This is a genomic window from Acinetobacter sp. 22512 (assembly GCF_052044755.1).
Classification (GTDB): domain Bacteria; phylum Pseudomonadota; class Gammaproteobacteria; order Pseudomonadales; family Moraxellaceae; genus Acinetobacter; species Acinetobacter pittii.
The window spans coordinates 101,352-126,898 of sequence record NZ_JBQENP010000009.1; the positions used below are offsets into that span (position 1 = coordinate 101,352).

Consider the following 25,547-nt stretch of genomic DNA (forward strand, 5'->3'; position numbering starts at 1 on the left):
TTTTATTAATCTGCACGTTCTTTGTTTATTTATCTCCTTAGCTATTTATTTCACATCTATAGTTTTTAACCGGCAATATGATTTTTTTGATAAGACTCATTCGGTGACTGTAAAATCTGGCTACCTGCGGCCACACTATGGGTTAGCCAAACATTCCCCCCAATAATTGACCCTCGACCAATGGTAATACGGCCTAAAATAGTGGCACCTGCATAAATCACGACATCATCTTCAACAATCGGATGGCGTATATAATCTTTTTTCAAACCACCATCATCATTGGTTTCAAAGCGTTTTGCTCCAAGGGTCACGGCCTGATAAATACGAACGCGTTCTCCAATCACACAAGTCTCACCAATCACCACACCCGTACCATGATCAATGAAAAATCCTTTGCCGATTTGCGCACCCGGATGAATATCAATGCCTGTTGTAGAGTGGGCCAACTCGGAAATAATGCGCGACAATAAAGGCACTTGGGCATACAGTTGATGCGCAATTCGGTGATAAATAATCGCAAATATGCCCGGATAGCAAAGTAATACTTCATCCACACTATGTGCCGCCGGATCGCCTTCATAAGCAGCACGCACATCGCCGTCTAAAAGGCGCCGTATAGAGGGCAAAGTGTTGGCAAAATCCTGCACAATAGTTTGAGCAAGTTCTTGTGGCTGCTGCACTGGGCTTGAATGACTCAAATGTCGTTTCGCTTCATAATTTAAAGCCAGTTGTACTTGAGCATGTAAAGCTGTCAGCACCCGATTTAAAGTATAGGCAATATAAGAATCTTCAGTTTCTTGACGTAAGTCAGCAGGGCCTAAACGCATTGGAAATAAAATTCCACACAAGTCATCTAAAATGATTTTTAAAGCTTCTTTAGATGGAAGTTCACGGCCTCCAAATTCTTTTGTTCTGTGCTGTTGCTGACGCCAGTCATGCCTTGCTTGTTGTAAACCTTGTACAACCGCATTAATGTTCCATTGAGTCACAAGCTTTCCTTGATTCACTGAAAATTGATTGAAGTATTAGTCTTGTTGCCAAGGAAGTTGGTGGATGCGCCAGCCATTTTTCTGATTACGCTGTTGCTGATCATTTAGGTCGCCTTCGAAGCCTTCAAGAACGTTATAAATGTGCTCAAAACCTGCATTAAATGCGGCTTCTGCTGCCTGTGCTGAACGGTTGCCACTACGACATAACAAAAGAATGGTTTTGTCTTTGCCAACTTTTGATTCAAGTTCTTTTAAAAAGCGTGGATTACGGTTAAACGATGTGCCTGTTGCCCAAGCGACATGAACACTTTCAGGGACATAACCCACAAATTTACGTTCTTCATTGGTACGTACATCAACTAAAACAGCTTCGCCTTGTTGTACGAGCTGCCATGCATCAACAGGTGATAAACTGCCACTAAAATTTAATTCGTGTTCTTGTGCATATTGCTGTGCTTTAGCAAGGATATCTTCGGCTGAAAAGGACGTATTTGAACCATTTGAGATAAAACTTTGCGGAGTTTCAGTATTTAATTTAGCGTTCATTGAATATATCCTTATCTTTGATTCAGATTGTTAAGGTTCAATTTACGCGGTTTTAAATATAAGCAAAAATAAGGAATATCTATTTATATATATTATTTTGATAAATAAGAGCGGTGAATATTTTATATAAATTAGTATTAGTTAATCTTATAAAGTTATTAAAATAAAATAGATTTAAGAAATTTTATTATTTAGTAAAAACCGTGAGAATTAAAATAATCCACACGGTTTTAAAAATTAAGCAAATCCACCATTTACTCGAATGACTTGTGAATTTACCCAACGTCCATCTGGACCAGCTAGCATGGCAACTACGTCAGCAATTTCGTCAGGTGTTCCGATTCGTTCCAATGGAGCAAGTTTTGCAATAGCCGCTACTTGCTCTTCATTTTTTCCATTGTAAAAAAGGTCAGTGCCTGTCGGGCCGGGTGCAACGGCATTTACGGTAATATTGCGCCCACGTAACTCATTTGCTAACACATGTACCAAACCTTCGACACCTGCTTTTGAAGCAATATAAGGACCATATGCCGGAAAAGATTTGGCAATTACACTAGTTGAAAGCGCAATAATCCGACCACCATCTGGCACTGTTTCGGCCGCATGCGCCAATATTAAAAACGCACCACGTAAATTGGTATGAATTACTTTGTCGAAATCTGGCAGGTTTTCAGGTGTAATTTTTGCCATAGGCATAATACCAGCACTATGAACTACCACATCTACTTGACCATTAATCGCTTTTGCTTCTTGAAATAAACGGCTCACCTCATGTTCATTTGCAACGTCCGCTTGAATAGCTGAGGCTTGACCACCTTGCTCAATAATATGTTCTACAGTGGCTTGGGCATGCACTTTATTGCCAGCATAGTTAACAATCACATAAAAACCATCTTGAGCTAAATGTTCTGCAATAGCACGGCCAATACCACGTGATGCACCAGTAACCAGAGCTATTTTTCTTGAAATATTCATTTTTAGATTGCCTGTTTGAGTAAGTATGGCTTATTTTAATAATATAGAAATATGGGATAAATCTTCAGAATTGGATAAGATAATTCCATATACATTAATAATGGATAGGGTTAAATGCGAGCACCATGGACAAATTTGATACCTTGCAACTTTTTACCCGCATCGTAGAGCTGGGTAGTTTTAGTCAGGCAGCCGATCAGCTAAATATCCCACGTGCTACTGCAAGTAATGCCATTAAGGAGTTAGAGAGTAATTTACAGTGCCGTTTGCTAGAACGGACGACTCGGCATGTAAGACCATCACTAGATGGACAAGCATTTTATGAACGCTGCACACAAATATTATCGGAACTTGATGATGCAGAATCGTCTTTACGTAATGTAATTGCTCAGCCCCGTGGTTTATTACGAGTCGATTTATCAGGCGCACATGCGACTAAAATTGTTTTACCCAGTATCGACCAATTTCACGAGTTATATCCCGATATTGAACTGGTAATCAGTACGGGTGATCGCTTGGTTGATCTGATTAGGGAAGGGATAGACTGCGTGGTGCGAGCGGGGCGTTTGGATGATTCCACTTTAATTGCTAGACATTTGGTCGATATGCCACAAGTGATTTGTGCAAGTCCTGACTATTTAAATAAACATGGAATGCCACAGCAACCAGAGGATTTGTTATCACATTATTGTGTTAATTTCTTCTCGACATCAGGCGGACGGAATTATCCATTTGAATTAATGGTGAATGGCAAAAAACAAGATTATTTTTTGAAAAGCTGGATCGCGGTAAATGATGCTGAAAACTATGTATTATCTGCTTTACGTGGGGCAGGTTTAATTCAGGTCCCGCGCTACCATGTGGCAAATGAATTAAAAAATGGGCGACTGGTTGAGGTTTTATGTGAGTGGGAAATCCCGAAGATGTCAGTTTCTGCTTTATATCCACAGCATCGGCAGCTCTCGCCACGCGTACGAGTTTTTGTTGCTTGGCTGAGTGAGTTATATACGGGGTATTTTTCAAAATAACCATAGCGTATAACGTATAGGTAGAATGCTCTCTAGCACATATAAAATTCTGGTGAATATGTGATTGAATTACCTAATGCAAATGATTGGATCGTCAGAAATTCTGACCCTAACAGTCTCGAACGAATTGAAGCCTTTTTTACCGATCATGCTTATGAGTCGCATCGCCACGATACTTTTGCAATTGGTCGAACATTAACAGGTGTTCAAAGCTTTCATTATCGTGGAGAGATGAAACATAGCTTGCCAGGTATGACGATGGTTTTGCATCCTGATGAAAAACATGATGGCGAGTCAGGTAGTCGAGACGGTTTTAGATATCGGATGGTGTACGTAGAACCTGCAACACTACAGGAAATTATGAAGGGTAAACCTTTACCATTTTTTGAGAATGGGTTGAGTCAGGATCCTCGATTATTTAAAGCAACTGATGTTCTATTACAAGGGATGGACCAGCATATTGATCCTTTAGAAAAACAAGATGCTTTATATGATCTGGCAACCACACTTTACGAAATTTCTGGTAATCATCAGCGCACCTCACATGCTTATGACTATGTCGCAGCGGAGCGCGCTAGAGAGTTTATACATGCCTCTTTATATGAAAATATCTCTTTAGATGATATTGAAAAAAATGTGGGACGAGACCGCTGGAGTCTTTCACGTGATTTTCGACTACTGTTTGGTACAAGTCCACATCGATATATGACTATGCGTAGGTTGGAAGTTGTGAAGTCCTGTTTGATGTATGGAGAGTCCTTAACTCAAGCTTCATTGATTGCAGGATTTTTTGATCAAAGCCACATGACACGTCATTTTCTAAAAGCATTTGGATTGACTCCAGCCCGATGGCGGATGATCAATAAACTCTCTTCTTAAGCAAGTTATTTAAAAGCCAGCCTGTTTAGGCTGACATAGACTTTATCTTAAATTAGGTTCATGCCTTTCAAAAAATCATAAAGCATAAATATGCCGGAAATGATCAACATCATTCCCATGGCTTGGTTTATACGATTAAACCAGATTTTATTTTTGATTCTTTTACCTAATACTGCACCTGCCCAAGAGTAAAGGCAGGGCGCGCCTGCGGCACCCAATGAAATGAGTAATGATACGAAGAATATTTGTACACCAATGATATGTGCTGTGGGATACATAATGGTTGTAACAGGCAAAATGACTAAAATCCCTTTGGGGTTTAAAGCTTGTATCCAAAAACCATTCCAGAACGAAAGCACCTGAACTTCAGTGGCTTCGTCACTAATATCAATATCTGACTTTAACATTTGGTATGAAAGATAAAATGTATAAAGCGCACCGAATAACGCAATATAGTGCAAGGCATTTTGTGGAATGATTGCAGCCCCAAGATATCCAAAAATCATGAATAACATCAGCATTGCACAACCGACGCCCATAAAAAAATAAATCGTTTTTTTGAATTGTCCGGTAAGCCCAGCATTTAGCCCCATAAAATTTACTGGACCGGGGCTATACATCACACTCAAGGTATAAAAAAAGATTTCCATAACGTATCTACTGAAACAAAAACAACCCAGCATAGTGGCTCGTAAATTTAGGGTCTTGTACGTTTGTGATGGCTCTTGCACAAACGTACAAGACGAGAAAAATCCGGATGAGTCATGATGAGCGGTCTAAAATAAATGATTCAGGAAAGAGATTTATGTTTGATACAAAAATTGCGCTGATTGTCCGTAATGATCTTGCGACGTGGCAGAGATTAAATGTGGTGGCTTTTTTGGCAACGGGGATTGCCTCTGCTGCACCTGAAATGTTGGGGAAACCTTATGTCGATACAAATGGCTATGAGTATGGCAACATGCTAGGGCAACCGATGTTGGTATTTGAGGGGGATTTATCTGGTCTACAAAAAGCACATCGCAAAGGAATAGAGCAAGATTTAACGATAATTCCCTATGTACATGCCATGTTTTCTACAGGCAATGATGAGGATAATCGAGCTGTATTTTTGGCCGAAGATGCGAATCAATTAAATTTGGTCGGAGTAGCGTTAAGAGGACCTAAAAAGGCAGTTGATAAGGCTATTAAGGGACTTTCTTTGCATCAATAAGATTTTTATTGGAAGAATGATAAAACCCACTTTTTGGGCAAAAGTGGGTTTTATTTAAAAATGATGATTAAACTTTATCTTGAGTCTTGGTCTCAAAATCACTCGCATCATGGCGTTCATGCAACTGCGTAGCTAAATCACCAAAAGTACGGTTGACCATACGCCCGCGTTGAACCGCAGGACGCGCTAAAATCGCATCTGCCCAACGTTGAACATTTTTATATTGATCGACACCTAAAAACTCCGCGCCGTTATATACCCAGTTTTTAACAAGACCGCCATACCAAGGGAATGCTGCAATATCAGCGATGCTATATTCAGAACCCGCCAAATATTCGTTTTTTGCCAGATGCTGATCTAATACATCAAGTAAGCGTTTTGTTTCCATTGCAAAGCGGTTAATCGCATATTCAATTTTAACAGGGGCATAAGCATAAAAATGCCCAAAACCACCACCTAGGTAAGGCGCGCTGCCCATTTGCCAAAATAACCAATTAAGGCATTCAGTACGTGCAGCAATATCAGTTGGAATGAAAGCCTTAAATTTTTCAGCTAAATAAAGCAAAATTGAGCCAGACTCAAATACTCTTAATGGCGGGTTTTGGCTATGGTCAACCAATGCTGGAATTTTAGAGTTGGGATTAATTTCTACAAAGCCACTACCAAATTGCTGTCCTTCACCGATTTTAATCAGCCATGCATCATATTCAGCATCTTGGTGTCCTAGAGCTAAAAGCTCTTCTAATAAAATAGTGACTTTTTGACCATTAGGCGTTGCTAAAGAATAGAGCTGGAGCGGATGTTTCCCTACTGGAAGTGTATGCTCGTAACGTGCACCTGAGGTAGGTTGGTTTAAATCGGTTTTTTCTCCAGTCCGTTGCCAAACTTGTGGAGGAATATAGTTTGAATCACTCATTTTTTATCTCATGTTTGGTGTAAATATAAGAATTTATTTATGTCGCAAGGCAAGCCATTTTTGTACGGTCGGTCTTTGCCATTGCTGTAATGCATAGTTTTTTAAACGTTCTGGTACAGCATCACCATTTTGAATAAGGCGTTGCAGCATTAGGGCAAGTTCAGCATCCACAATGCTCCATGAACCAAAAAGAAATTCGGCATCAGACGCAAGAAGTTTTTCTGCAACAAAGAAAAGTTTCTCCGCAGCTTTTTTGCCTTCTTCTGAAAGTGGAGTGGACTTGGGCTGAAAAAAAATAACATCGGTTGGACGCTCAGTTCTTAGTGCAACTAAGTCTGATCGGAGCCATGCCTGAATTTGTCTTGCTCTTGCGCGTGCTTGAATATCTTTTGGATAAATAGATGTGTTTGGATAAAGCTCTTCAAGATATTCCAAAATGGCAGATGATTCTGATAATGCAAAATGATTGTGCTCAAGTACAGGCACTTTGGCAGTTAATGACTTTGCGACATAAGATTTTTCAAACTGGCCTTGCTGGCCTAAGTTGATGGTCGCAATTTCAAATGGAATTTGCTTTTCATGTAGTCCTACAAAAACTGTAAACGCATAGGGGCTTAGAAATTGTGAATCTGTGTACAGCTTAAAATGTTCATTATTCATTGTTATTGTCCATGTCATAAAACAATCGGATCTAGTCTAAGTGAGCTGATCCAAGATTGGGTAGCTTTTTTGTGGAAAAGCTTTATCGGTTTTTGAATTAAGCCATTTCAACGTTAGGGCTTAATGTGCTGAAAATGTTGACGGACAATGCTAAGCCAAGCTTGTACTGCTGGTGAAACAGGAAGATTCTTTTTCCAAGCCATGACTAAATGCCACTGAATATTTGGTTTTTCAAGCGGTACTGCTGCAAATAAACTAGGGTCAAGCATGTCGGTATAATACTGCGGGAGAAGTGCAATCCCCATACGTTGTAGCACCATATCTGCCAAGAGGTGCCATTGGCTGGTACGGCAAGCAATGGTTGGGTAAAAACCATGCTGCTTACAGGCATCGAGAATAATACTGTTTAAAGAGAAATTTTCAGGAAACATTAAAAACGATTGGTGTTGTAGCTCTTCTAGATTTATTTTTTTGCGTGTTGCCCAAGTCGCATCCCGACGTAAAAGAACCATTAAAGGGTAGTTACACAGCTCAATGCTATTGAAAATTTGCGTATCAAAGGGCTGCAATAAAACGCCAACGTCTAACTCGTTATTGAGTAAGGCTTGTTCAATACCACGTGAACCCACTTCCATAAAAGCCAATTCAATATCTGGTAATTGCTGATGATAATCAAATAGGGCAGTCGTTAAAAGCTGTGAACCTAAGGGTGGAACGCCAAGTTTTAAAGTCCCTGTTTTTAATTGTTGGTAGTTTTCAATTTCAAGAAAGATGTTTTGTTCTACTTGAAGAAGCTCGATTGCATGTTGATAAATGCGCTCTCCAATTTCGGTTAACTCAATTTGTCTTTTACGGCCATGATCAGGTTTAACTAACAGCTGTACCTGAAGTTGCTCTTCAAGCTGCTGTAATATTTTACTAATAGTGGGTTGAGTCAGATACAACTCTTCAGCAGTACGGGTAAAACTTTTAGTTTTGACCAATGTAACGAAGCACTGTAATGATTTTAGTGAAAGCATAATAAAGAATAAATTATTCCATTTTTGAATAATATTAACATGAATAATTCATATTTAGCAGCTTTAACCAAGCTAGCATAATAGTGTAGTTAACCATTTAATTTCGAAAAATGAGTACTGAATCTGCTTCTGGCACACCCACACAACCTTCACTTTTAGTTTTAGTTAAACAAATTTTGATTTTGGCTGGATTTTGGTGGGTCGGATATCTCTTACATCAAAAACTTGGTGTGCCTGTATCGGCAGGCATTTTAGGTATGTTTTTATTGCTTTTATGCCTGTTCTTTAAAATTATCAAAATGGATCAGGTGGCAGTGGGAGCAACTGTTGTTTTAGGTGAACTGTTGCTGTTTTTCGTGCCTGTTGTAGTCGCCGTTGTTCAGTATAAAACCTTGTTTATGACCGAAGGATGGCAAATTGTGTTGAGCATTGCGGTTGGGACTATTTCGGTCATGCTCAGTACGTGTCTGACGATTCACTACTACAATCGTTTAAAGGCTTATTTACAGGCTCGAAAACGTCTTCAACATAAGCATATCTAAGAGAAAATGACATGAATATTTGGTCAATTCTTTGTCTGATCTGGACTTTGGCAGCCTATGTTGTGGCAAAGCGAATCTATCAGAAAAATCCAAAACTTTGGTTGTCACCCGCGATTAGTGTGCCTGTACTCACTATCATTTTGATGACGATTTTTGGAATTTCATATCAAACTTATTCAGAAGATACGCAGTGGATTGTTAATTTATTAGGACCAGCAACGGTTGCTTTCGCTATACCGATTTATCGTTATCGGGAAACGATTCGTAAAAATCTTGGAGTCCTTTCGATTGCGATTATTGTGGGGATGAGTGTAGGTGTGATGTCAGCCTATGAGATGGCGCAGTGGTTCCACTTTAGCCCTGAAGTCACCAATAGTTTGATGGCCCGTTCTATTTCAACACCATTTGCCATGATTTTAGCGGAAGATATTCATGGTTCGGCAGCATTGGTTTCACTATTTACGGTCATTACTGGTTTGGTCGGTATGATTTGCGGCGATGCGATTTTAGCGATTACTAAAATCCGTTCTAATGTGGCAAATGGAGCAGCCTTTGGCAATGCAGCCCACGGTTTTGGTACAGTTAGAGCACAGCAGCGTAATAGCGAAGAAGGTGTGATTGCCAGTTTAACCATGGTCATTGCAGGTATTTTAATGGTACTGATTGGGCCATTTGCGATTCATCTATGGCTGTTATTGTAGGTTTTGTCTAAGTCGGCTTGTCATATTGTTGAATAATCTTTGATAGTTTTTTTATGGCTTGTTGCATCAGTTCGGGTTCAAAATCGCCTAAGCCGACAATTAAACCCGAACGTTGCCGCTCTTTTGAAAATGTCGGTGAAATTGCTTTGATGGCAATGCCTGCATCGATTGCCGAACTTGCAACGTCAATATCATTAATATGCTGAGCAAGCCATAACACCATATGCATGCCTTGATCGCCCGGCTGTAACCAAGCCAGTTCTCGAGGTATGTATTTTTCAATCAAGCCAATAATGTATTCTCGAACTTCTGCATAGACATTTCGAGTACGTCGAATATGTCGTTCCAAATAACCCTCTTGAATAAAAGCAGCCAAAACGTGCTGGTCAGCTGCAGGTGGATGTCGATCAATTAAGACTCTAAGCCCACAAAAAGGTGCTACCAATTCTTTAGGTAATACTGCATAGCCAAGTCTAAGGGAAGGAAATAGTACTTTGCTGAAAGTACCCAGATAAATGACTTGGTCGGGTGCCATGCCTTGTAAAGATGGGAAGGGTTGACCGTTATAACGGAGTTCGCTGTCATAGTCATCTTCAATGATCCATGCATTTTGCTGTTTTGCCCAAGCCAATAAAGCTGTACGCCTTGCTAGACTCATTGGCATGCCAAGTGGATATTGGTGAGACGGCGTCACAAAAGCAGCACGTGCATGTTTAGAAAGTTTAATTCCAGTTTCAACTTGAATACCTTCTTCATCAACAGGAACACGCACCATGTGAATGTTCTGTACAGCATGTTCAAAAATGGCTGTTGTACCTCGATAAGCTGGATCTTCTATCCAGACTTCATCTTTTGCTTCAAATAAAATCTGGCTACAAATATAAAGTGATTGCTGAATACCGGGAGTAATCACAATTTGGTCAGGTTCGCAGTGGACAGAACGTGACCGTCGGACATAGTCTGCTATAGCGACTCTTAGTGATAACACGCCTTGAGGTTCGCCATAACCCGAAGGGGCACCTGTACCTCGTGATCTATATTTATTACCAAATTTACGCCAGATGTCGCTCGGTTGAGTACGACCGACGGGGACAGATACCGCAAAAGGAACATGAGGAAGTGGCTTAAATTCATCAAGCACTTTGGCATAAGAACGTGCCGATTTGGTCAAAGATATCGAGTTAGGTTTATTTTCTTTTGATGAATGTTGTATTACAGATGTTTTAACCAAAGAATGAGACACATAAGTACCAGTTCGTGGTTGAGAGTCAAACACACCTTCAGCTAAAAGCTGATCGTAAGCTTCAATAATGGTTCCGCGAGCGACCCCAAGTGTTTGAGCCAGTTCACGTGAAGAAGGCAACGGATCGCCGGGCTGTAAATCACCACTTTGTACAGCTTCTCGCAAAGCTTGGGTCAGTTGAGCACTTATCTTTCCTTGGCTTTTATCAATCTTTGCAATAGACGGAAGTTCAACAACTTTTGCAATTCTTGCCATAATTCTGGTCTACTTAAAAAAATACAAAGTGGTTCTTTTTAATAAACCACAGAAACCAGAAAATTTACAACACAAAATATAAATAACCCTGATCTTTACAGTGAGGTTTTGAGCCATGTATATCCCCGATGATTTTGCAGAAAACCGTTTGGATATATTGCATTCTCTTATTACTGAACATCCGTTTGGTGTGCTTTTTACTCATGGAAGTAATGGCTTAGATGCAAATCATCTCCCATTTGAATTACAGGCAAGCGAAGGGGAATTGGGTTTGCTACATGCGCATGTTTCTAGAGTTAATCCTGTCTGGCAGGACATTAAAAATGGAGATGTTGTACTCGTCGTGTTTCAAGCAGGCGATGCTTATATTTCACCAAACTGGTACCCATCCAAACATGAACAGCATAGACAAGTACCGACATGGAACTATAGGGTTGTGCATGCCTATGGCAAAGTGACGATTCGCGATGATGAACGTTACGTCCGTGGGGTTGTGGCTCGTTTAACCCGTACTCATGAAGCATCTCAACCTGAACCATGGAAAATATCCGATGCACCAAAGGACTATCTTGAACCGATGTTAAAAGCCATTGTAGGTATTGAGATTGAAATTACCAAGCTACGAGGAAAATCAAAACTTGGGCAAAACAAAGAACGCCGAGATATTTTAGGCGCGGCAGATGGCCTATCGAAATCTGGTCATCAAACCATAGCAGACGCTATGTATAGTGTGGCTGAGTTAAATAAATAATTTTGAAAATATAAAAGCTTAAGATCAATTGAGGAGATAAAGATGTCTTTGACTACACCTGTTGAGTTGCTAGGTAAACACGTTATTTTAAAGCCGTTAGATGTAACTCAAGCTGAAGCGCTCAAAGAGGCCGTTTCCGATGGGGAACTCTATAATCTTTGGTATACCCGTGTGCCAAGACCTGAACAAATGGTTGCTGAAATTGAAAGACGTCTCGGTTTACAAAGTTCTGGTTCTATGTTGCCTTTTTATATTGAAGACCGAAAAACGGGGCGAGCGCTTGGCATGACGACCCTCATGCATATTGAAGAAGCACATCGCCGTGTAGAAATTGGTTCAACGTGGTACCGCAAATCTGCACAACGTACGCCTGTAAATACGGAATGTAAAAAGCTATTGTTGGCTCACGCATTTGAGACTTTAAACTGTATTGCGGTTGAGTTACGCACATCTTCTTTAAATGTTCAAAGTCAAGCCGCGATTGTACGGTTGGGTGCAAAGCTCGATGGCGTGCTGAGAAGTCATCAAATTGTAAAAGATGATATTTTACGGGACACTCACGTTTATAGCATTTTAAAACATGAGTGGCCTGCGGTTCGCCAAAATCTGGAATGGTTATTGAATAAACCGCGTTAAAAGGAATTTTAAGCAAGCTGTTTTTCTCTTTTTTGGCTTAGCCAGAAGAGAGAAGCTGTGATAATCATTAACCTGAAGTTAATAACAACTCATCTAGGTTGATTGATCGAAACTCCATAAAGCGTTTTTATAGATTCAGAACAAAACTGCGATCTATAGGTAAGCACATGGAAGGATCAGTTCAGAATAAAGAACGGTTATGGACAAAGCGGCGTCATGCCAAACAACTAAAACTAGAGATGGCAAACCAATATACCGATGGTGTGGTCATTCCAACTCAGGACATTATTAAAGTTTTAGAAACCTTAATTACACCGGGTGACAAGGTTGTACTCGAAGGGAATAACCAAAAACAAGCAGATTTCTTATCGCGCTCTTTGGCTCAAACCAATCCAGATATTTTGCACGATTTGCATATGATTATGCCAAGTGTCGGGCGTTCGGAACATCTTGATCTGTTTGAAAAAGGGATTGCGCGTAAGCTCGATTTTTCTTTTGCTGGCCCACAAAGTTTACGTATTAGTCAGTTAATTGAAGATGGTTTACTAGAGATTGGTGCCATTCATACCTATATCGAGTTGTATTCACGTTTGGTGGTTGACCTCATTCCAAATGTGGTGCTTTCTGCGGGCTTTATGGCAGACCGTCAAGGCAATATCTATACAGGGCCAAGTACTGAAGATTCTCCGGCACTGATTGAACCTGCGGCTTTTAGTGACGGTATTGTGATTGTTCAGGTGAATGAGCTGGTTGATGATGTCTCGGAGTTACCACGTGTCGATATTCCTGCTTCTTGGGTTGATTATGTGGTGGTGGCAGATCAGCCATTTTATATCGAACCGTTATTTACTCGAGACCCGAAACATATCAAGCCAGTGCATGTGCTCATGGCGATGATGGCAATTCGCGGAATTTATGAAAAGCATAATGTGCAATCGTTAAACCATGGTATTGGTTTTAACACTGCGGCAATTGAACTAATTTTACCGACCTATGGTGAGTCTTTAGGTTTAAAAGGAAAAATCTGCCGGAACTGGACTCTGAATCCGCATCCAACCTTAATTCCAGCGATTGAAACAGGTTGGGTTGAAAGCGTGCATTGTTTTGGTACTGAACTCGGTATGGAAAAATATGTTGCAGCTCGTCCAGATGTTTTCTTTACAGGTCGTGATGGCGCTTTACGTTCCAACCGTATGATGTGTCAGCTTGCAGGTCAGTACGCCGTTGATTTGTTTATTGGCGCAACTTTGCAAGTTGATGGCATGGGCCATTCTTCGACTGTTACCAAAGGTCGTTTGGCTGGTTTCGGTGGTGCGCCAAATATGGGACATGATCCGCGTGGACGTCGTCACGATACGCCAGCATGGCTAGATATGCGTTTGCAAGGTGCTAATGAAACCGAAACTTATTTGGCACGTGGTAAAAAGTTAGTTGTTCAAATGGTGGAAACCTTCCAAGAGGGTGGCAAGCCAACTTTTCTAGAGCGCCTTGATGCGATTGAAGTGGCTAAAACCGCAGGTTTGCCTTTAGCCCCGATCATGATTTATGGCGATGATGTGACCCATTTACTGACCGAAGAAGGCATTGCTTATTTATATAAAGCAAGCAGCCAAGAAGAGCGCCAAGCCATGATTGCTGCTGTAGCAGGTGTGACCAGTATTGGTTTAACTCAAGACCCAAAAACAACAGCACGTTTAAGAAGTGAAGGCTTGGTGGTGTTCCCTGAAGATTTGGGTATTCGCCGCACCGATGCAACACGTGAACTTTTAGCGGCGAAAAATATTGCCGACTTGGTGACATGGTCAGATGGCTTATATCAACCCCCTGCAAAGTTTAGGAGTTGGTAATGATGGCACAAGTTCAATATCAAACGTTCAGCGATAGTCAGCTTTTGGCAGATATGGCAGTCGAAGCGTTAATTGATGAAGTTAATCTGACACCGAAACCAGCATTGGTTGATCGTCGTGGCAGTGGTGCACACAATGACCTGACTTTGGAGTTAATGGAGCGCTCTGCGAAAAGTTTAGGACCCATGTTTGAGGCAATGGCCCAAGCTGCAAAGCATCATGGAAAAGTCGGTTTAGCTTTGCGTGAAGACATTGGAGAAATTGGCCGCAAAGGTGAAAACACCATGATGTTGGCGACAGATGGTGTAAACACACATCGCGGTGCAATTTGGGCATTAGGGTTAATGGTTACGGCAGCAGCATTGGCGCGCACCAATCAACTGTACTTATCGGCTGTTGAGCTATGCCAGTTAGCAGGCCAGATTGCTCAGCTTGAAGATTGTTTTATTCCGAAGCAGGCCTTGAGTCATGGTCAACAAGTACAAAAGAAATTAGGCATCTTAGGTGCCAAAGAACAGGCTCAACAAGGTTTTCCAACTATTGTGAAATTTGGTTTAAAGCAACTTCATCAAAGTCGTAGTAAACCAATGAAAGAAGAGTTCGCGCGTTTAGATGCCTTACTTGCCATGATGACGGATTTGACCGATACCTGTGTGCTTTATAGATCTGGAACATCTGGCTTAAAGCGTATGCAACAAGGTGCTCAGCAAGTACTTGATTTGGGCGGCAGCTCAAGCTTGGAAGGTCGACGTGCTTTGCATCTTTTAGAGATTGATCTGCTTCGGATGAAAGCTTCTGCAGGTGGTGCCGCAGACTTATTAGCAGCAACACTATTTATAGATCGTGTTGAGCAGTCATCTTTAAAAAATAAAGAGGGATTTTGATGATGGAAACACTTCATTTTGAATTTGTGGCGACAGAGCCACCTGTAAAAAAAGCATTGGTAGGATGTGTTGGCTCGGGCGATTTAGAAATTTTAATGGAACCTGGTGAAACAGGAAAAACTTCTATTCAGGTAGTAACTTCGGTAGATGGGAGTGCAGCACGTTGGCACAATCTTTTTGAACGAATTTTTACTGCGCAAATACCACCAGCGGTCAATATTGATATTCATGACTTTGGTGCAACTCCCGGTGTCGTTCGCTTACGTCTGGAACAAGCATTAGAGGAGATTGCTCATGACTGATATCGAGAGCTTATTAAATAAACAAGATTTTATTGAACTCAGCGCAAGAGAACGTGCTAAAGCATTATTAGATGAAGGGACTTTTCGAGAGTTACTCGATCCATTTGCTCGCGTTATGTCGCCTTGGCTCGTTAAGCAAAATATTGTCCCGCAAGCCGATGATGGTGTAGTGATTGCAAAAGGATCGATTCAAGAACGCCCAGTGGTTTTAATTTCAATTGAAGGCTTATTTCAAGGTGGAAGTTTAGGTGAGGTGGGCGGCGCCAAAATTGCAGGTGCCTTAGAACTTGCGGCTGAAGACAATCTGAAAGGTATTCCAACAGCGGCAATTTTACTGTTGGAAACGGGAGGCGTTCGCTTACAAGAAGCAAATCTGGGTTTGGCAGCAATTGCTGAAATTCAGGCTGCAATTGTGAACTTACGTCAGTATCAACCCGTGATTGCTGTGGTCGCAGGCAGTGTAGGGTGCTTCGGCGGTATGTCAATTGCGGCTGGCCTATGTAGCTATATTGTAATGACACAAGAAGGACGTTTAGGTTTAAATGGCCCGCAAGTGATTGAACAAGAAGCTGGTGTACAAGAATACAACGCCAAAGATCGTCCATTTATATGGAGTATTACTGGTGGTAATCAGCGTTTTGCTAGTTGTTTGGCAGATGCTTATGTTGACGATGATCGCCAGAAAATTCGTCAGCAAGTCATCGATTATTTAACTCAAGGCGTGCCTCAGCAGCATCGTAGTTCAAATTACTCATTCTATTTAGCGAAGCTACAACAAGTCGATACTGCTGAGCAAATTACTCCTGCACAGGTTCAAGCTTTGTATCAAGGAGAACAAGCATGAATATCGCCGTTGATACATTAAAAGCATCTACACGTGGTGCACATTGGTTTAAAGCATTTACACAGAGCTTTAAGACAGTTGAAGGTTTTCCTGCTTCGGTTTGGGTGGCTGATGGTCAGATTGATCAGCAAGCGGTACGTGTGATTGCAGTTGTCCAAGACAGTAATAATCTGTTCCCACGGGCAAAACAAGGTGAAGTTGGGCTGCTAGAAGGCTGGAGTTTAGCAAAAGCAGTTGATGAAGTGATTCAAGCTGATATTCATTCGGAAACTAAACGCGGCATTTTATGCTTGGTTGATGTGCCAAGTCAGGCCTATGGGCGCCGTGAAGAATTATTAGGTATTCATCAGGCTTTAGCAGGTGCAGTAGATAGCTATGCTAGAGCCAGATTGGCAGGCCATCCTATTGTGAGTTTATTGGTTGGTAAGTCGATGTCGGGTGCTTTCTTGGCGCATGGATACCAAGCCAATCGTATTATTGCGTTAAAAGATTCAGGTGTTATGGTGCATGCAATGGGTAAGGAATCTGCTGCACGCGTTACCTTACGGTCGGTTGATGAGTTAGAGCAATTGGCATCAAGCATTCCTCCAATGGCCTATGATATTGAAAGTTATGCAACGCTTGGTTTGTTATCGGAGCTGCTATCTGTCGAAAACCCTGAACAACCGACAAACCATGATCTTGTGTTAGCGAAGCAGGTAGTTGCTCGAGCATTTAAAGAAATTAATGCTGATCAATCTAGAGGATTGGAACAAAGACTTCATGGCCCAAATCGTCAAATGTCTAAAAAAGTTCGTGAGTTATTGCGTGAGCAATGGTCATGAAACTTAAGCTTGAAGCCCATGATTTACTGTGGGGCATGACGGTCGATTGCTTGGCCGATGATGCTCCGCATTGGGTGAGAGAGGTATTGCAACGAGGTGATCCTGTTGTAGTTCGACGGGCAATTACTCCTGTAGATCAGGTGGCTGTGGGTGTAAGAGGGCAATTTCGTCATCAACGATATGCAGCTCAAATACCACGATCAGCGATTAGCAGACAGCTTAAGCCAGAAGCGCTGACTCGCATAGATACGCAGCAGTTTGAACACTTGGCAGAACGTTTACAGAGTATTTCAAGCATTATGAAAAACTTTTCAGGATGTTGGGGATATACAGGAAGTTTCGGGTTTGAGCTGGCAACGGGCATTAAAACAGTAAACGAGCAAAGTGACATTGATTTGTTGATTCGAGCTGAACAGCCTTTTACCAAAAAGCAGGCAGTTGAGTTACTCGAAAATTTTCAGCAAGCCGGGCTGAATGTGGATATACAGCTTCAACTTCCACAAGGTGGGTTGGCGTTAAAAGAATGGGCTAGGAACAGTGGAAAAGTTCTATTGAAACGTCCTGAGGGTGCTGTTTTAGTAGAAAACCCATGGAATTAGGGAATAGATATCATGGCTTCAATTTGGGTATATCCAGGGCAAGGTGTGCAATGAAGCAATATGTTGCACGACTTACCTCAAACAGCTCTGGTTAAAGAATACCTTGAGCGTGCATCGGATGCACTCAAAGAAGATGTCTTGATGCTAGATAGTCCGGCTGCATTGCAATCGACACGTGCAGTACAGCTTTGTTTACTTATTTCAGGTGTGGTGAGTTCTGCACTATTAACTGAGGAAAACTTAACACCTGACTATGTGGCTGGTCTATCAATTGGTGCATGGTCTGCTGCGGTTGTAGCGGGAGTTTTAGCCTTTGAGGATGCTGTTCGTTTGGTTGCCTATCGAGGTGATCTCATGCAAAACGCCTATCCAGCAGGCTATGGTATGACGGCCTTGATTGGTACAGACCGTGCAGCTGTTGAAACATGGATCAAACAGGTTTATGAAATAACGCCAGAGGTGTATGTCGCAAATATTAATGCACATAACCAGATCGTTATTTCAGGAAGCTTTGAAGCCATGAATCAAGTTGCTGTTTTGGCAAAGCAACAAGGCGTGGTGGTAAAAAAATTAGATGTATCGGTGCCATCGCACTGTGAATTATTAAGTCAGCAAGCAAAGCAACTTGCAACGTCTATGGAGGGAGTGACTTTAAAGCAGCCTAAAATACGTTATTTAAGTGGTACAACGGCTCGTACGCTTAGCAGGCCAGAACAGATTGGTGATGACTTGGCTTTTAATATGAGTCGAACTGTAGATTGGGAAAGTACCATCCAAGCTGCATGGGAACGAGGTGTGAGGTTACAGATCGAAGCTTTGCCGGGAACGGTCCTTACTACACTTGCACGCCGAACATTTAAAGAAGGGACTGTATTGTCATTTCAGGGAACACGCTTAGACAGCATTCAGTTAGCAATGCAAAATGAGAATAACGCTTCTTTGTAACTACAATACAAATTAAAAATTGAGTAATAACCCAAGGATATGAGGGATTTACAATGATTATATATGGAACAGCAATATTAGCGATCTGCCATTTATTAGGTGACTATCTTGGTAACACTTTAGGCATGGTATTAGGTGTTAAAGCGAATGTCGGTGGCGTTGCTATCTCAATGATTCTGTTAATCTTATCTAAAGAATTATTGGCAAAAAAAGGTTACTTACCTCAAGTCACACAATTTGGCGTCTTGTATTGGTCAGGTATGTATATTCCGATCGTAGTTGCGATGTCAGCAGGTCAAAATGTGGTTGCCGCTTTATCAGGGGGCATGTTAGGACTGATTGTCTCTATTGCATCGTTAATCGGTACGGTTTTAGTCATCCGTTATTTAAATAGAATTAGTGGTGACTACGAAACATATGAATGGACGATAGAACCCAAGGAAAAAATAGCCTAAGCAAACATAAACTACAAAAAAGTTCAATCAAAAAGGATTTAAGTGATGGACGCTATAATTGCTGTGTTATCAAAAAATGCATTAGTTACTGCTCTTGCTGTAACGGGTTTAATGATGTTTGTTTCCCATTTACTCTCAAAATATTTGACGAAGGGAAAACTACAAAGCTCTGCAATCGCGATTACTTTAGGGTTGGTCGTGGCTTACTTTGCAGGGGTTTATACGCAAGGAACCAAAGGTGTCTCTGACATCGCTATTTTTTCAGGTTATGCGCTGTTGGGCGGAGCCATGATTCGTGATTTAGCGATTGCTTCAACTGCATTTGAAGTTGATGTAAAAGAAGTGAAGAAAGCAGGCAAAATTGGTCTAATTGCATTAATGCTTGGTTGCGTTGTGCCTTTTGCAATTGGGGTTATGGTTGCATGGGTTATGGGTTATCGAGATCCAATTTCGATGACAACAATCGGTGCAGGCGCAATGACTTATATTGTCGGTCCAATTACAGGAACCGCAATTGGCGCAAGCTCTGATGTAATCGCACTTTCTATTGCAATTGGGTTAATCAAGTCAGTTTTCTTTATGGTCGGTACGCCGCTGCTTGCTAAATTCATGTACTTAAAAAGTCCACGCTCTGCCATGGTCTTTGGCGGTTTGGCAGGAACAACCAGTGGTACAGCTGCTGGATTGGCAGGTACAGATGTACGATTGGTACCTTATGGCGCTTTAGTTGCAACCTTCTATACAGGACTTGGCTGTTTACTTGGACCTTCTGTCTTTTTCTTAACGGTTAATGCGATTTTTGGATAAATTTTTGAAAATCCTATAACGGCAACTCATTATTCTTTAATAAGTTGCCGATATTTATCTTTTAAAATTAGAGGCAAACATTCGACATTCAGCAATCAGAGCAAGTAAGTTAGGGTCGCGCTCTTTACTTTTTAAAAAGACGAGACCGATTTCTTGTTGCATGTGATATTGCTGTTTTAGTGGAATAAGTTTTACTGAACTTTCATAAACTGCAGAAATACGACCGGGTAGTAGAGCAAAACCGACACCTGAGCTGACCATACTAATTAAGGTAAAAATATCATTGACCTGTAAAGCAACTTTTGGTGAAAAACCAGCTTTTTTAAAAATGATGTCGCTGTCGTTATGAGTTGCAAAACCCTTGGTTAAAGTTAAAAAAGTTTCTTCTTTTAAAAGGCTTAAATCAATATCTTTAAAATCGGCATATTTTGAATCTTTATTGACTGCCAGAAAAATGTCGTCGGAAAACATCGGCAAAATTTCAAAGTCATCATCTTGAGTGGTTTCATTTAAAGCCACGATAATGGCATCAAGCTCCGTGGCTTTCAGCTTTTTTACCAAATCCTGATTTGAACTCAGCAACAGTTGAATATCAAGCTCACTACGTCTGAGTTTAAGACCGCTAATCACATTTGGAATCGTATTTACAGTTAAAGAATAAAGAGAACCTAAATGTAAAACCTTGGCTGCAAAGCCTGCGGCTTCTCTGGTTTTATTTACGGTAATAAAAATGTCTTGTACGATTTTTTGTGCCCGTTCTTCAAAGACATAAGCACTTTTCAAAGGAATGAGGTTACGGCCTTCATTTTTAAAAAGAGGACAACGTAAAGCGCTTTCTAAGGAGTGTAGTGCTTTGTGAACACTGACATTACTTAGCTGCATTTCTGTGGCTGTTTTAGACAAATTTCCACAGCGCATAAAAGCTAAAAAAATCTGTATTTTTTTAAGGGTGAGTTCTTCATCAATTTCCATATTAATCCTTTGAACCTGTTTCCCTAAAAACTATAGATTTGAGCTATAAAGTTACCACAAAATAAAGTCTATAAAATTGTGCTTAGGTCGAAGCATTTCTTTAGAGATTTGCTTCAACTCTTTGTTGAATGGTTTTGATAACCTGATCTAATGCGCTTTGAATTTTAGTGTTCCATTCAAAAGAACAGTTAATTCTCAAATAATGCTGCTGTGAGGGTAAAACACTAAACAGAGGACTTGGGGCAACGCCAATGTCTTGCTGAATCAACTCTTCATAAACTTGCATACTGTCCAGCGTACTAGGAAGTTTGACCCATAGAAAATAGCCACTTGGGTAGTAATACACTTCGCAAGAGCTAGGTAAATGTTGCTTTAAATAGTGATAAAACTGCTTTTTATAACGCTCAAGTGAAAGTCTAAGTGTACGCAAGTGCTTTTCATAATGATGATGAGATAAAAACTCAACCAATGCATTTTGAATAAGTGCATTTACTGAAATGGTACTCATGAGTTGCAAGTGTTGAATATGATCTGAAAACTTACCCGCATAAACCCAACCGACCCGAAAACCTGCACCTAATGTTTTAGAAAAAGACGAGCAGTGAAGCACCAAATTTTGTTGATCAAAATACTTCATTGAAAGTGGTTTTTGGCCGCCATAAAAAAGCTCTTCATAGACATCATCTTCAATCAAATAAATTTGATGCTCATGAAGCAACTTGGCAATTTTATATTTAATGTCATCACTGACGGTAAAACCAATCGGGTTATGGGCATTCAGCATGAGCCAACAGACCTTGATAGGATAGGTTTGAATGACTTGTTCAAAAGCCTCTAGGTCAAAACCATGTTGCGGATGTTCAGGAATAGTAATCACTTTAAGTCCTAAACGCTCAGCGGCTTGCCAAGCGCCATAAAACACGGTTTGCTGTAATAAAATATAATCGCCAGGTTGAGCGACAGCTTGTAGCGAAAGGTTCAGTGCATCTAAACCTCCAGATGTAATGACAATGTCATCTGGATCGGTCTGTATGCCTTGCATACAGTAGCGCTGAGCAATCAGTTTTCTTAAGGCTAAATTACCGGGAGGCAAACTGGTTGTCTGGTCATAACTTTGTCTTTGACGGGCAAGCTGTCCCATAATTTGAATGAGTTTGGGTGCTGTTAAAAGCTGACTGTCCGGAAAAGCTGAACCAAAAGGTACGACAGATTCATGTTGGATTGATTTAAGATATTTAAAAACTAATGAATTAATTTCAATTTTAGAGTTTAGTGAAACAACCGAGTATTGTTCAAGTGGCTTTAGTGCAATTTGCTCGGCAACGAAGTAGCCAGATTTTTCTTTTGAATAGATCAGACCTTGTGATTCAAGCTCCTGATAAGCATTCATGACGGTCATTAAACTAAAACCAGAACGTTGTACCTGATCTCTCAATGACGGTAATTTTTCATGTGCATTTAAAGTGCCGCTCTCAATGAGTTGGCGAATGCTATGAGCGAGTTGTTCTGATTTATACATGTATGAGCTGCACGAAATAACAAAATGAAAGAAGCACTTAATCAATAATAAATGCCGTTTGCAGAATCTACAAACGGCATTTGTTTAGAACAATAGATTTACTTTAAGTAAGGGGCGGCATAAATCAAGATAACTTTAAACAATCCCGCAATCACAGCTAAGGCTAAAAAACCACCGAGCCATAGTAGAATAAACCATTGGGTTTGATTGAGTTTAACGGATGACTTTTTCATAAAACCCTCCATACTTAATGATAGCCTTCATCACCTACACGGACTTTGTCTCTAAATACCCAATAAGAGACAATGGTGTAAGCAATAATAATTGGAATCAAAATAAGTGCACCGACCAAAGCAAACATTTGGCTTGAATGTGGTGCTGCGGCCTGCCAGATTGTGACTGATGGCGGAATAATATAAGGCCATAAACTAATCACAAAACCAGTAAATGCAAGGAAAACAAGAGCCAATGTATATGCAAATGGTTTAAGGTCATGATCCTGTTTTTTACATGCTGATAAAATCAGACCAACAAACAATAAGACCAAAATAGGCACAGGGCTAAAATAAAACAGGTTTGGTAAAGAGAACCAGCGATCTGCAATTTCAGGATGAGTTAACGGCGTATATAAACTCACACCACCAAAAATAATGAGCAACGCAATAATCAGCTTTGGCATAAGCTCATACATACGTTGCTGTAAGCCTTTTTCGGTTTTTAAGATCAGCCAGCCACATCCTAAAGTGGCATACATCGCAACTACACCAATACCTGTAAAGATCGTAAATGGAGATAACCAGTCAAATGGACCACCAGCATAAATACCATTTTCGGTTTTGATTCCTTGAATATAAGCACCCAGAATAATCCCTTGGAGAAAGCTGGTTAAAACTGAACCCCAAATAAAGGCTAAATCCCAAAGGTGTTTGGTTCGATGAGCTTTAAAACGGAATTCAAACGCAACGCCGCGGAAAATCAGGGCAATGACCATGAAAATAATAGGCAGGTAAAGAGCTGATAAAACTGTTGAATAAACTAGTGGAAATGCTGCATATAGACCAGCACCACCGAGAACCATCCACGTTTCATTACCATCCCAGACAGGAGCCACGGTATTCATCATGACGTCACGTTCTTGGCTATTCTTAATGAAGGGAAACATAATCCCGATTCCTAAGTCAAAACCATCCATGACCACGTAAATTAAAACACCTAAACCAATAATACCGACCCATATTAAAGAAAGATCAATCATGATGTTTCTCCCCAGATTTTTGATTATCGTCAATGTTTTCATCGACAGCACTGAGTGGACGCATTGGTGTTTTAAAGTGTCCAACACCACCAGATTCAATAGTTGGTGTATCGATAAATACAGGGCCTTTATTAATCAGTTTTAAGGTGTAGTAAATACCGCTACCAAAAACGATGGTATAGACCACCACAAAAATAAAGAGACTCAGACCCACCTGATCTGCGGAAACCGTATGTGAAAGCCCGTCTTTAGTGCGCATAATGCCGTATACAACCCACGGTTGACGGCCTACTTCGGTAGTAATCCAGCCAGCCAGCATTGCCACATAACCCGCAGGCCCCATCACTACAGCAAATTTATGAAACCATGATGTTTCATAGAGTTTTCCACGCTTACGTAACCAAAGCGCAATTAAAGACAGAGTGACCATGAGCACACCAAGACCCACCATCACACGGAAGCTCCAGAAAACGATGGTTGAATTTGGACGGTCTTCAGGTGCGAAATCTTTTAAACCTGTCACTTGGCCATCTAAGCTATGCGTTAAAATTAAGCTACCCAAATAAGGAACACCCACTTCGAAGTGGTTACGTTCTTCTTTCATATCTGGAATTGCAAATAGCAATAATGGCATAGGTTCATTGTGATTGGTTTCCCAGTGTCCTTCCATTGCTGCAAGTTTGGCTGGTTGATGTTCACGGGTGTTTAAACCATGGTTATCGCCAATTACTACTTGTAAACATGAAGTCACAAGCACCATCCAGAGACCCATCGAGAACGATTTTTTCACCAATTCATCACGACGGCCTTTTACTAAATGCCATGCAGATGTTCCGACGACCAATAATGATGAAACTAAGAAGGCGGCAGCACCCATGTGGGCAAAGCGGTAAGGGAAGGATGGGTTAAAGACAATTGCAAACCAGTCTTTTGGCACAATAATGCCATTTTCGATGGCAAAGCCTTGAGGTGTCTGCATCCAGCTATTAGAAGATAGAATCCAGAACATGGAAATACATGTTCCGATGGCAACCATAAGTGTTGCGAAGAAATGGGCTCGAGGACCAACACGTCCCCAACCAAATAACATAATGCCTAAGAAACCTGCTTCTAAGAAGAAGGCACTCAAGACTTCATAGGTAAGTAAAGGACCAGTAATACTTCCGGCGACGCGTGAAAATTCACTCCAGTTAGTACCGAACTGGTAACTCATGACCACGCCCGAGACCACACCCATACCAAAGGCAACGGCAAAGATCTTAATCCAGTATTTAAAGAGATCTTTATAAATCGGGTTTTGGGTTCTTAACCATTTCCACTCTAACACTGCTAAAAAGCATGCAAGACCGATGGAAGTGGCCGGAAAAATAATATGGAAGGATACTGTAAAAGCAAATTGTATTCGCGCTAATTCTAGAGCGGTTAGACCGAGGCTCATAAACTTTCCCCCTGTGAACTAGCTGATGATGGTTAAATGAGTTAAATACTTATTTTCAGGCAACAAAGTATTTTGGCGATTAAACTTACTTCTGTGATAAATGTTCTTAGCAAGTAAAATGCCAACAGGGTTAAGCAATATAATTGCTTGATATTTCAAGAGAATAGACTGATTGATTGTTCTCAATCTGTTAACAAAGTTTATGCTTGATGTTGCATTTGTAAAAATGCATGTTGCATTGAAACATTGATGAAATATCTGGCCATATGCAATAGATCGTCTCATGAAAACTACCTACCTTAAGAAGTTTCCTTAATCATGCACTTACTCTTTTTGTATATGTAGATACAGAAATTTTTTATAAAACTATAACAGTCTGGAGCAGTCATGAGGTGTGCTATAGTTTTTTTTCAATTATCTGTAGCTATGTATCCATTCTTCAAAAGTCCAAAATAAATGAACAAGATTTACGAATGGCCAAAATCACTCTCCAACATATAGTG

29 protein-coding genes are annotated in these 25,547 nt (G+C 40.7%); 16 read left to right on the plus strand and 13 right to left on the minus strand.

Features of this window, described 5'->3' with window-relative positions; genetic code table 11:
* Nucleotides 1-65: 65 nt before the first annotated feature.
* The 3 genes from epsC to ACTJJG_RS11515 all read right to left on the minus strand — a co-directional run bounded on the left by epsC (nt 66) and on the right by ACTJJG_RS11515 (nt 2,510).
* Nucleotides 66-1,007 carry a serine O-acetyltransferase EpsC gene (epsC, locus tag ACTJJG_RS11505; protein WP_081318420.1) on the minus strand — a complete coding sequence of 314 codons (942 nt, stop codon included), beginning with the start codon at nt 1,005-1,007 and terminating at the stop codon, nt 66-68.
* An 18-nt stretch (nt 1,008-1,025) separates the two neighbouring features.
* Nucleotides 1,026-1,535 (minus strand): rhodanese-like domain-containing protein, encoded by a 510-nt coding sequence (locus tag ACTJJG_RS11510; protein WP_000992245.1) that lies wholly within the window; start codon nt 1,533-1,535, stop codon nt 1,026-1,028.
* Nucleotides 1,536-1,772: 237 nt separating this feature from the next.
* Nucleotides 1,773-2,510, minus strand: coding sequence for an SDR family oxidoreductase (locus ACTJJG_RS11515; protein WP_032056369.1), 738 nt, complete (start codon nt 2,508-2,510; stop codon nt 1,773-1,775).
* Between the two features lie 125 nt (nt 2,511-2,635).
* Between ACTJJG_RS11515 and ACTJJG_RS11520 the strand changes: the two genes are divergently transcribed.
* Together ACTJJG_RS11520 and ACTJJG_RS11525 are read left to right on the plus strand one after the other, a co-directional pair.
* On the plus strand, nt 2,636-3,538 hold the full coding sequence (locus tag ACTJJG_RS11520; RefSeq protein WP_032056367.1) for a LysR family transcriptional regulator: 903 nt from the start codon (nt 2,636-2,638) through the stop codon (nt 3,536-3,538).
* Between the two features lie 60 nt (nt 3,539-3,598).
* Nucleotides 3,599-4,417 (plus strand): AraC family transcriptional regulator, encoded by an 819-nt coding sequence (locus ACTJJG_RS11525; RefSeq protein WP_032056365.1) that lies wholly within the window; start codon nt 3,599-3,601, stop codon nt 4,415-4,417.
* Nucleotides 4,418-4,464: 47 nt separating this feature from the next.
* On the opposite strand, the gene ACTJJG_RS11530 is transcribed toward ACTJJG_RS11525, so the two are convergent.
* Nucleotides 4,465-5,067, minus strand: a complete 603-nt coding sequence (locus tag ACTJJG_RS11530; RefSeq protein WP_032056363.1) for a LysE family translocator — start codon at nt 5,065-5,067, stop codon at nt 4,465-4,467.
* Between the two features lie 155 nt (nt 5,068-5,222).
* On the opposite strand from ACTJJG_RS11530, the gene ACTJJG_RS11535 reads away from it, so the two are divergent.
* Complete coding sequence (locus ACTJJG_RS11535) at nt 5,223-5,630, plus strand: DUF2000 domain-containing protein (RefSeq protein WP_032056361.1); 408 nt, start codon at nt 5,223-5,225, stop codon at nt 5,628-5,630.
* A 67-nt stretch (nt 5,631-5,697) separates the two neighbouring features.
* On the opposite strand, the gene yghU is transcribed toward ACTJJG_RS11535, so the two are convergent.
* The 3 genes from yghU to ACTJJG_RS11550 form a co-directional block, all read right to left on the minus strand.
* Nucleotides 5,698-6,546, minus strand: a complete 849-nt coding sequence (gene yghU, locus ACTJJG_RS11540; RefSeq protein ID WP_032070501.1) for a glutathione-dependent disulfide-bond oxidoreductase — start codon at nt 6,544-6,546, stop codon at nt 5,698-5,700.
* Between the two features lie 33 nt (nt 6,547-6,579).
* On the minus strand, nt 6,580-7,206 hold the full coding sequence (gene yfcF, locus ACTJJG_RS11545) for a glutathione transferase (protein ID WP_032056358.1): 627 nt from the start codon (nt 7,204-7,206) through the stop codon (nt 6,580-6,582).
* Nucleotides 7,207-7,319: 113 nt separating this feature from the next.
* Nucleotides 7,320-8,225 (minus strand): LysR family transcriptional regulator, encoded by a 906-nt coding sequence (locus tag ACTJJG_RS11550; protein WP_017386123.1) that lies wholly within the window; start codon nt 8,223-8,225, stop codon nt 7,320-7,322.
* Between the two features lie 110 nt (nt 8,226-8,335).
* On the opposite strand from ACTJJG_RS11550, the gene ACTJJG_RS11555 reads away from it, so the two are divergent.
* Nucleotides 8,336-8,767 carry a CidA/LrgA family protein gene (locus ACTJJG_RS11555; RefSeq protein ID WP_017386124.1) on the plus strand — a complete coding sequence of 144 codons (432 nt, stop codon included), beginning with the start codon at nt 8,336-8,338 and terminating at the stop codon, nt 8,765-8,767.
* Nucleotides 8,768-8,778: 11 nt separating this feature from the next.
* Nucleotides 8,779-9,468 carry an LrgB family protein gene (locus ACTJJG_RS11560; RefSeq protein ID WP_032056355.1) on the plus strand — a complete coding sequence of 230 codons (690 nt, stop codon included), beginning with the start codon at nt 8,779-8,781 and terminating at the stop codon, nt 9,466-9,468.
* Between the two features lie 7 nt (nt 9,469-9,475).
* Here ACTJJG_RS11560 and pdxR read toward each other — a convergent pair whose 3' ends face one another.
* On the minus strand, nt 9,476-10,966 hold the full coding sequence (pdxR, locus tag ACTJJG_RS11565; RefSeq protein WP_045126436.1) for a MocR-like pyridoxine biosynthesis transcription factor PdxR: 1,491 nt from the start codon (nt 10,964-10,966) through the stop codon (nt 9,476-9,478).
* A 115-nt stretch (nt 10,967-11,081) separates the two neighbouring features.
* Here pdxR and ACTJJG_RS11570 point away from each other — a divergent pair, with 115 nt between their 5' ends.
* The 11 genes from ACTJJG_RS11570 to madM all read left to right on the plus strand — a co-directional run bounded on the left by ACTJJG_RS11570 (nt 11,082) and on the right by madM (nt 19,860).
* On the plus strand, nt 11,082-11,717 hold the full coding sequence (locus ACTJJG_RS11570; protein WP_032056353.1) for an FMN-binding negative transcriptional regulator: 636 nt from the start codon (nt 11,082-11,084) through the stop codon (nt 11,715-11,717).
* 42 nt (nt 11,718-11,759) lie between these two features.
* Nucleotides 11,760-12,353 (plus strand): GNAT family N-acetyltransferase, encoded by a 594-nt coding sequence (locus ACTJJG_RS11575; RefSeq protein WP_032056352.1) that lies wholly within the window; start codon nt 11,760-11,762, stop codon nt 12,351-12,353.
* Between the two features lie 167 nt (nt 12,354-12,520).
* Nucleotides 12,521-14,200 carry a malonate decarboxylase subunit alpha gene (gene mdcA, locus ACTJJG_RS11580; protein WP_032056350.1) on the plus strand — a complete coding sequence of 560 codons (1,680 nt, stop codon included), beginning with the start codon at nt 12,521-12,523 and terminating at the stop codon, nt 14,198-14,200.
* Nucleotides 14,200-15,084 (plus strand): triphosphoribosyl-dephospho-CoA synthase, encoded by an 885-nt coding sequence (locus ACTJJG_RS11585; RefSeq protein WP_372552626.1) that lies wholly within the window; start codon nt 14,200-14,202, stop codon nt 15,082-15,084. Before mdcA ends, ACTJJG_RS11585 begins: the two co-directional genes overlap by 1 nt.
* Nucleotides 15,085-15,086: 2 nt before the next feature.
* Complete coding sequence (locus ACTJJG_RS11590) at nt 15,087-15,386, plus strand: malonate decarboxylase subunit delta (protein ID WP_019458882.1); 300 nt, start codon at nt 15,087-15,089, stop codon at nt 15,384-15,386.
* Nucleotides 15,379-16,230, plus strand: a complete 852-nt coding sequence (locus ACTJJG_RS11595; protein WP_069140324.1) for a biotin-independent malonate decarboxylase subunit beta — start codon at nt 15,379-15,381, stop codon at nt 16,228-16,230. Before ACTJJG_RS11590 ends, ACTJJG_RS11595 begins: the two co-directional genes overlap by 8 nt.
* Complete coding sequence (mdcE, locus tag ACTJJG_RS11600) at nt 16,227-17,054, plus strand: biotin-independent malonate decarboxylase subunit gamma (RefSeq protein WP_069119045.1); 828 nt, start codon at nt 16,227-16,229, stop codon at nt 17,052-17,054. The genes ACTJJG_RS11595 and mdcE overlap by 4 nt, the downstream gene beginning before the upstream one ends.
* Complete coding sequence (locus tag ACTJJG_RS11605; RefSeq protein WP_069119047.1) at nt 17,045-17,653, plus strand: malonate decarboxylase holo-ACP synthase; 609 nt, start codon at nt 17,045-17,047, stop codon at nt 17,651-17,653. The genes mdcE and ACTJJG_RS11605 overlap by 10 nt, the downstream gene beginning before the upstream one ends.
* Nucleotides 17,654-17,713: 60 nt before the next feature.
* Nucleotides 17,714-18,598, plus strand: a complete 885-nt coding sequence (gene mdcH / locus ACTJJG_RS11610; RefSeq protein ID WP_440608945.1) for a malonate decarboxylase subunit epsilon — start codon at nt 17,714-17,716, stop codon at nt 18,596-18,598.
* A 53-nt stretch (nt 18,599-18,651) separates the two neighbouring features.
* Nucleotides 18,652-19,053: a malonate transporter subunit MadL gene (gene madL, locus ACTJJG_RS11615; RefSeq protein ID WP_019458887.1), complete on the plus strand. Its 402-nt coding sequence runs from the start codon at nt 18,652-18,654 to the stop codon at nt 19,051-19,053.
* A gap of 45 nt (nt 19,054-19,098) precedes the next feature.
* On the plus strand, nt 19,099-19,860 hold the full coding sequence (madM, locus tag ACTJJG_RS11620) for a malonate transporter subunit MadM (RefSeq protein WP_372552630.1): 762 nt from the start codon (nt 19,099-19,101) through the stop codon (nt 19,858-19,860).
* Nucleotides 19,861-19,914: 54 nt separating this feature from the next.
* On the opposite strand, the gene ACTJJG_RS11625 is transcribed toward madM, so the two are convergent.
* The 5 genes from ACTJJG_RS11625 to ACTJJG_RS11645 form a co-directional block, all read right to left on the minus strand.
* Nucleotides 19,915-20,832, minus strand: a complete 918-nt coding sequence (locus tag ACTJJG_RS11625) for a LysR family transcriptional regulator (RefSeq protein WP_002114202.1) — start codon at nt 20,830-20,832, stop codon at nt 19,915-19,917.
* A gap of 100 nt (nt 20,833-20,932) precedes the next feature.
* Nucleotides 20,933-22,351: an aminotransferase-like domain-containing protein gene (locus ACTJJG_RS11630; RefSeq protein WP_032056340.1), complete on the minus strand. Its 1,419-nt coding sequence runs from the start codon at nt 22,349-22,351 to the stop codon at nt 20,933-20,935.
* Between the two features lie 98 nt (nt 22,352-22,449).
* The gene (locus ACTJJG_RS11635) at nt 22,450-22,584 is read right to left on the minus strand and encodes a hypothetical protein (protein WP_000749813.1); all 135 of its coding nucleotides are present in this window, start codon (nt 22,582-22,584) and stop codon (nt 22,450-22,452) included.
* Nucleotides 22,585-22,598: 14 nt separating this feature from the next.
* Nucleotides 22,599-23,606: a cytochrome d ubiquinol oxidase subunit II gene (cydB, locus tag ACTJJG_RS11640; protein WP_032006713.1), complete on the minus strand. Its 1,008-nt coding sequence runs from the start codon at nt 23,604-23,606 to the stop codon at nt 22,599-22,601.
* Complete coding sequence (locus ACTJJG_RS11645) at nt 23,599-25,044, minus strand: cytochrome ubiquinol oxidase subunit I (protein WP_017386136.1); 1,446 nt, start codon at nt 25,042-25,044, stop codon at nt 23,599-23,601. The genes cydB and ACTJJG_RS11645 overlap by 8 nt, the downstream gene beginning before the upstream one ends.
* Nucleotides 25,045-25,547 lie beyond the last annotated feature (503 nt).

Excerpts from the sequence above, each read along its gene's own strand:
- madL (WP_019458887.1), top strand. The coding sequence starts at position 18,652 with ATGATTATATATGGAACAGCAATATTAGCGATCTGCCATTTATTAGGT.
- ACTJJG_RS11635 (WP_000749813.1), bottom strand. The coding sequence starts at position 22,584 with ATGAAAAAGTCATCCGTTAAACTCAATCAAACCCAATGGTTTATTCTA.
- pdxR (WP_045126436.1), bottom strand. The coding sequence starts at position 10,966 with ATGGCAAGAATTGCAAAAGTTGTTGAACTTCCGTCTATTGCAAAGATT.
- mdcA (WP_032056350.1), top strand. The coding sequence starts at position 12,521 with ATGGAAGGATCAGTTCAGAATAAAGAACGGTTATGGACAAAGCGGCGT.
- ACTJJG_RS11605 (WP_069119047.1), top strand. The coding sequence starts at position 17,045 with ATGGTCATGAAACTTAAGCTTGAAGCCCATGATTTACTGTGGGGCATG.
- yghU (WP_032070501.1), bottom strand. The coding sequence starts at position 6,546 with ATGAGTGATTCAAACTATATTCCTCCACAAGTTTGGCAACGGACTGGA.
- ACTJJG_RS11595 (WP_069140324.1), top strand. The coding sequence starts at position 15,379 with ATGACTGATATCGAGAGCTTATTAAATAAACAAGATTTTATTGAACTC.
- ACTJJG_RS11630 (WP_032056340.1), bottom strand. The coding sequence starts at position 22,351 with ATGTATAAATCAGAACAACTCGCTCATAGCATTCGCCAACTCATTGAG.
- ACTJJG_RS11560 (WP_032056355.1), top strand. The coding sequence starts at position 8,779 with ATGAATATTTGGTCAATTCTTTGTCTGATCTGGACTTTGGCAGCCTAT.
- ACTJJG_RS11535 (WP_032056361.1), top strand. The coding sequence starts at position 5,223 with ATGTTTGATACAAAAATTGCGCTGATTGTCCGTAATGATCTTGCGACG.
- cydB (WP_032006713.1), bottom strand. The coding sequence starts at position 23,606 with ATGATTGATCTTTCTTTAATATGGGTCGGTATTATTGGTTTAGGTGTT.
- ACTJJG_RS11585 (WP_372552626.1), top strand. The coding sequence starts at position 14,200 with ATGATGGCACAAGTTCAATATCAAACGTTCAGCGATAGTCAGCTTTTG.
- ACTJJG_RS11530 (WP_032056363.1), bottom strand. The coding sequence starts at position 5,067 with ATGGAAATCTTTTTTTATACCTTGAGTGTGATGTATAGCCCCGGTCCA.
- ACTJJG_RS11590 (WP_019458882.1), top strand. The coding sequence starts at position 15,087 with ATGGAAACACTTCATTTTGAATTTGTGGCGACAGAGCCACCTGTAAAA.
- ACTJJG_RS11520 (WP_032056367.1), top strand. The coding sequence starts at position 2,636 with ATGGACAAATTTGATACCTTGCAACTTTTTACCCGCATCGTAGAGCTG.
- ACTJJG_RS11510 (WP_000992245.1), bottom strand. The coding sequence starts at position 1,535 with ATGAACGCTAAATTAAATACTGAAACTCCGCAAAGTTTTATCTCAAAT.
- madM (WP_372552630.1), top strand. The coding sequence starts at position 19,099 with ATGGACGCTATAATTGCTGTGTTATCAAAAAATGCATTAGTTACTGCT.
- ACTJJG_RS11575 (WP_032056352.1), top strand. The coding sequence starts at position 11,760 with ATGTCTTTGACTACACCTGTTGAGTTGCTAGGTAAACACGTTATTTTA.
- ACTJJG_RS11625 (WP_002114202.1), bottom strand. The coding sequence starts at position 20,832 with ATGGAAATTGATGAAGAACTCACCCTTAAAAAAATACAGATTTTTTTA.
- mdcH (WP_440608945.1), top strand. The coding sequence starts at position 17,714 with ATGTTGCACGACTTACCTCAAACAGCTCTGGTTAAAGAATACCTTGAG.
- mdcE (WP_069119045.1), top strand. The coding sequence starts at position 16,227 with ATGAATATCGCCGTTGATACATTAAAAGCATCTACACGTGGTGCACAT.
- yfcF (WP_032056358.1), bottom strand. The coding sequence starts at position 7,206 with ATGAATAATGAACATTTTAAGCTGTACACAGATTCACAATTTCTAAGC.
- ACTJJG_RS11570 (WP_032056353.1), top strand. The coding sequence starts at position 11,082 with ATGTATATCCCCGATGATTTTGCAGAAAACCGTTTGGATATATTGCAT.
- ACTJJG_RS11555 (WP_017386124.1), top strand. The coding sequence starts at position 8,336 with ATGAGTACTGAATCTGCTTCTGGCACACCCACACAACCTTCACTTTTA.
- ACTJJG_RS11550 (WP_017386123.1), bottom strand. The coding sequence starts at position 8,225 with ATGCTTTCACTAAAATCATTACAGTGCTTCGTTACATTGGTCAAAACT.
- ACTJJG_RS11515 (WP_032056369.1), bottom strand. The coding sequence starts at position 2,510 with ATGAATATTTCAAGAAAAATAGCTCTGGTTACTGGTGCATCACGTGGT.
- ACTJJG_RS11645 (WP_017386136.1), bottom strand. The coding sequence starts at position 25,044 with ATGAGCCTCGGTCTAACCGCTCTAGAATTAGCGCGAATACAATTTGCT.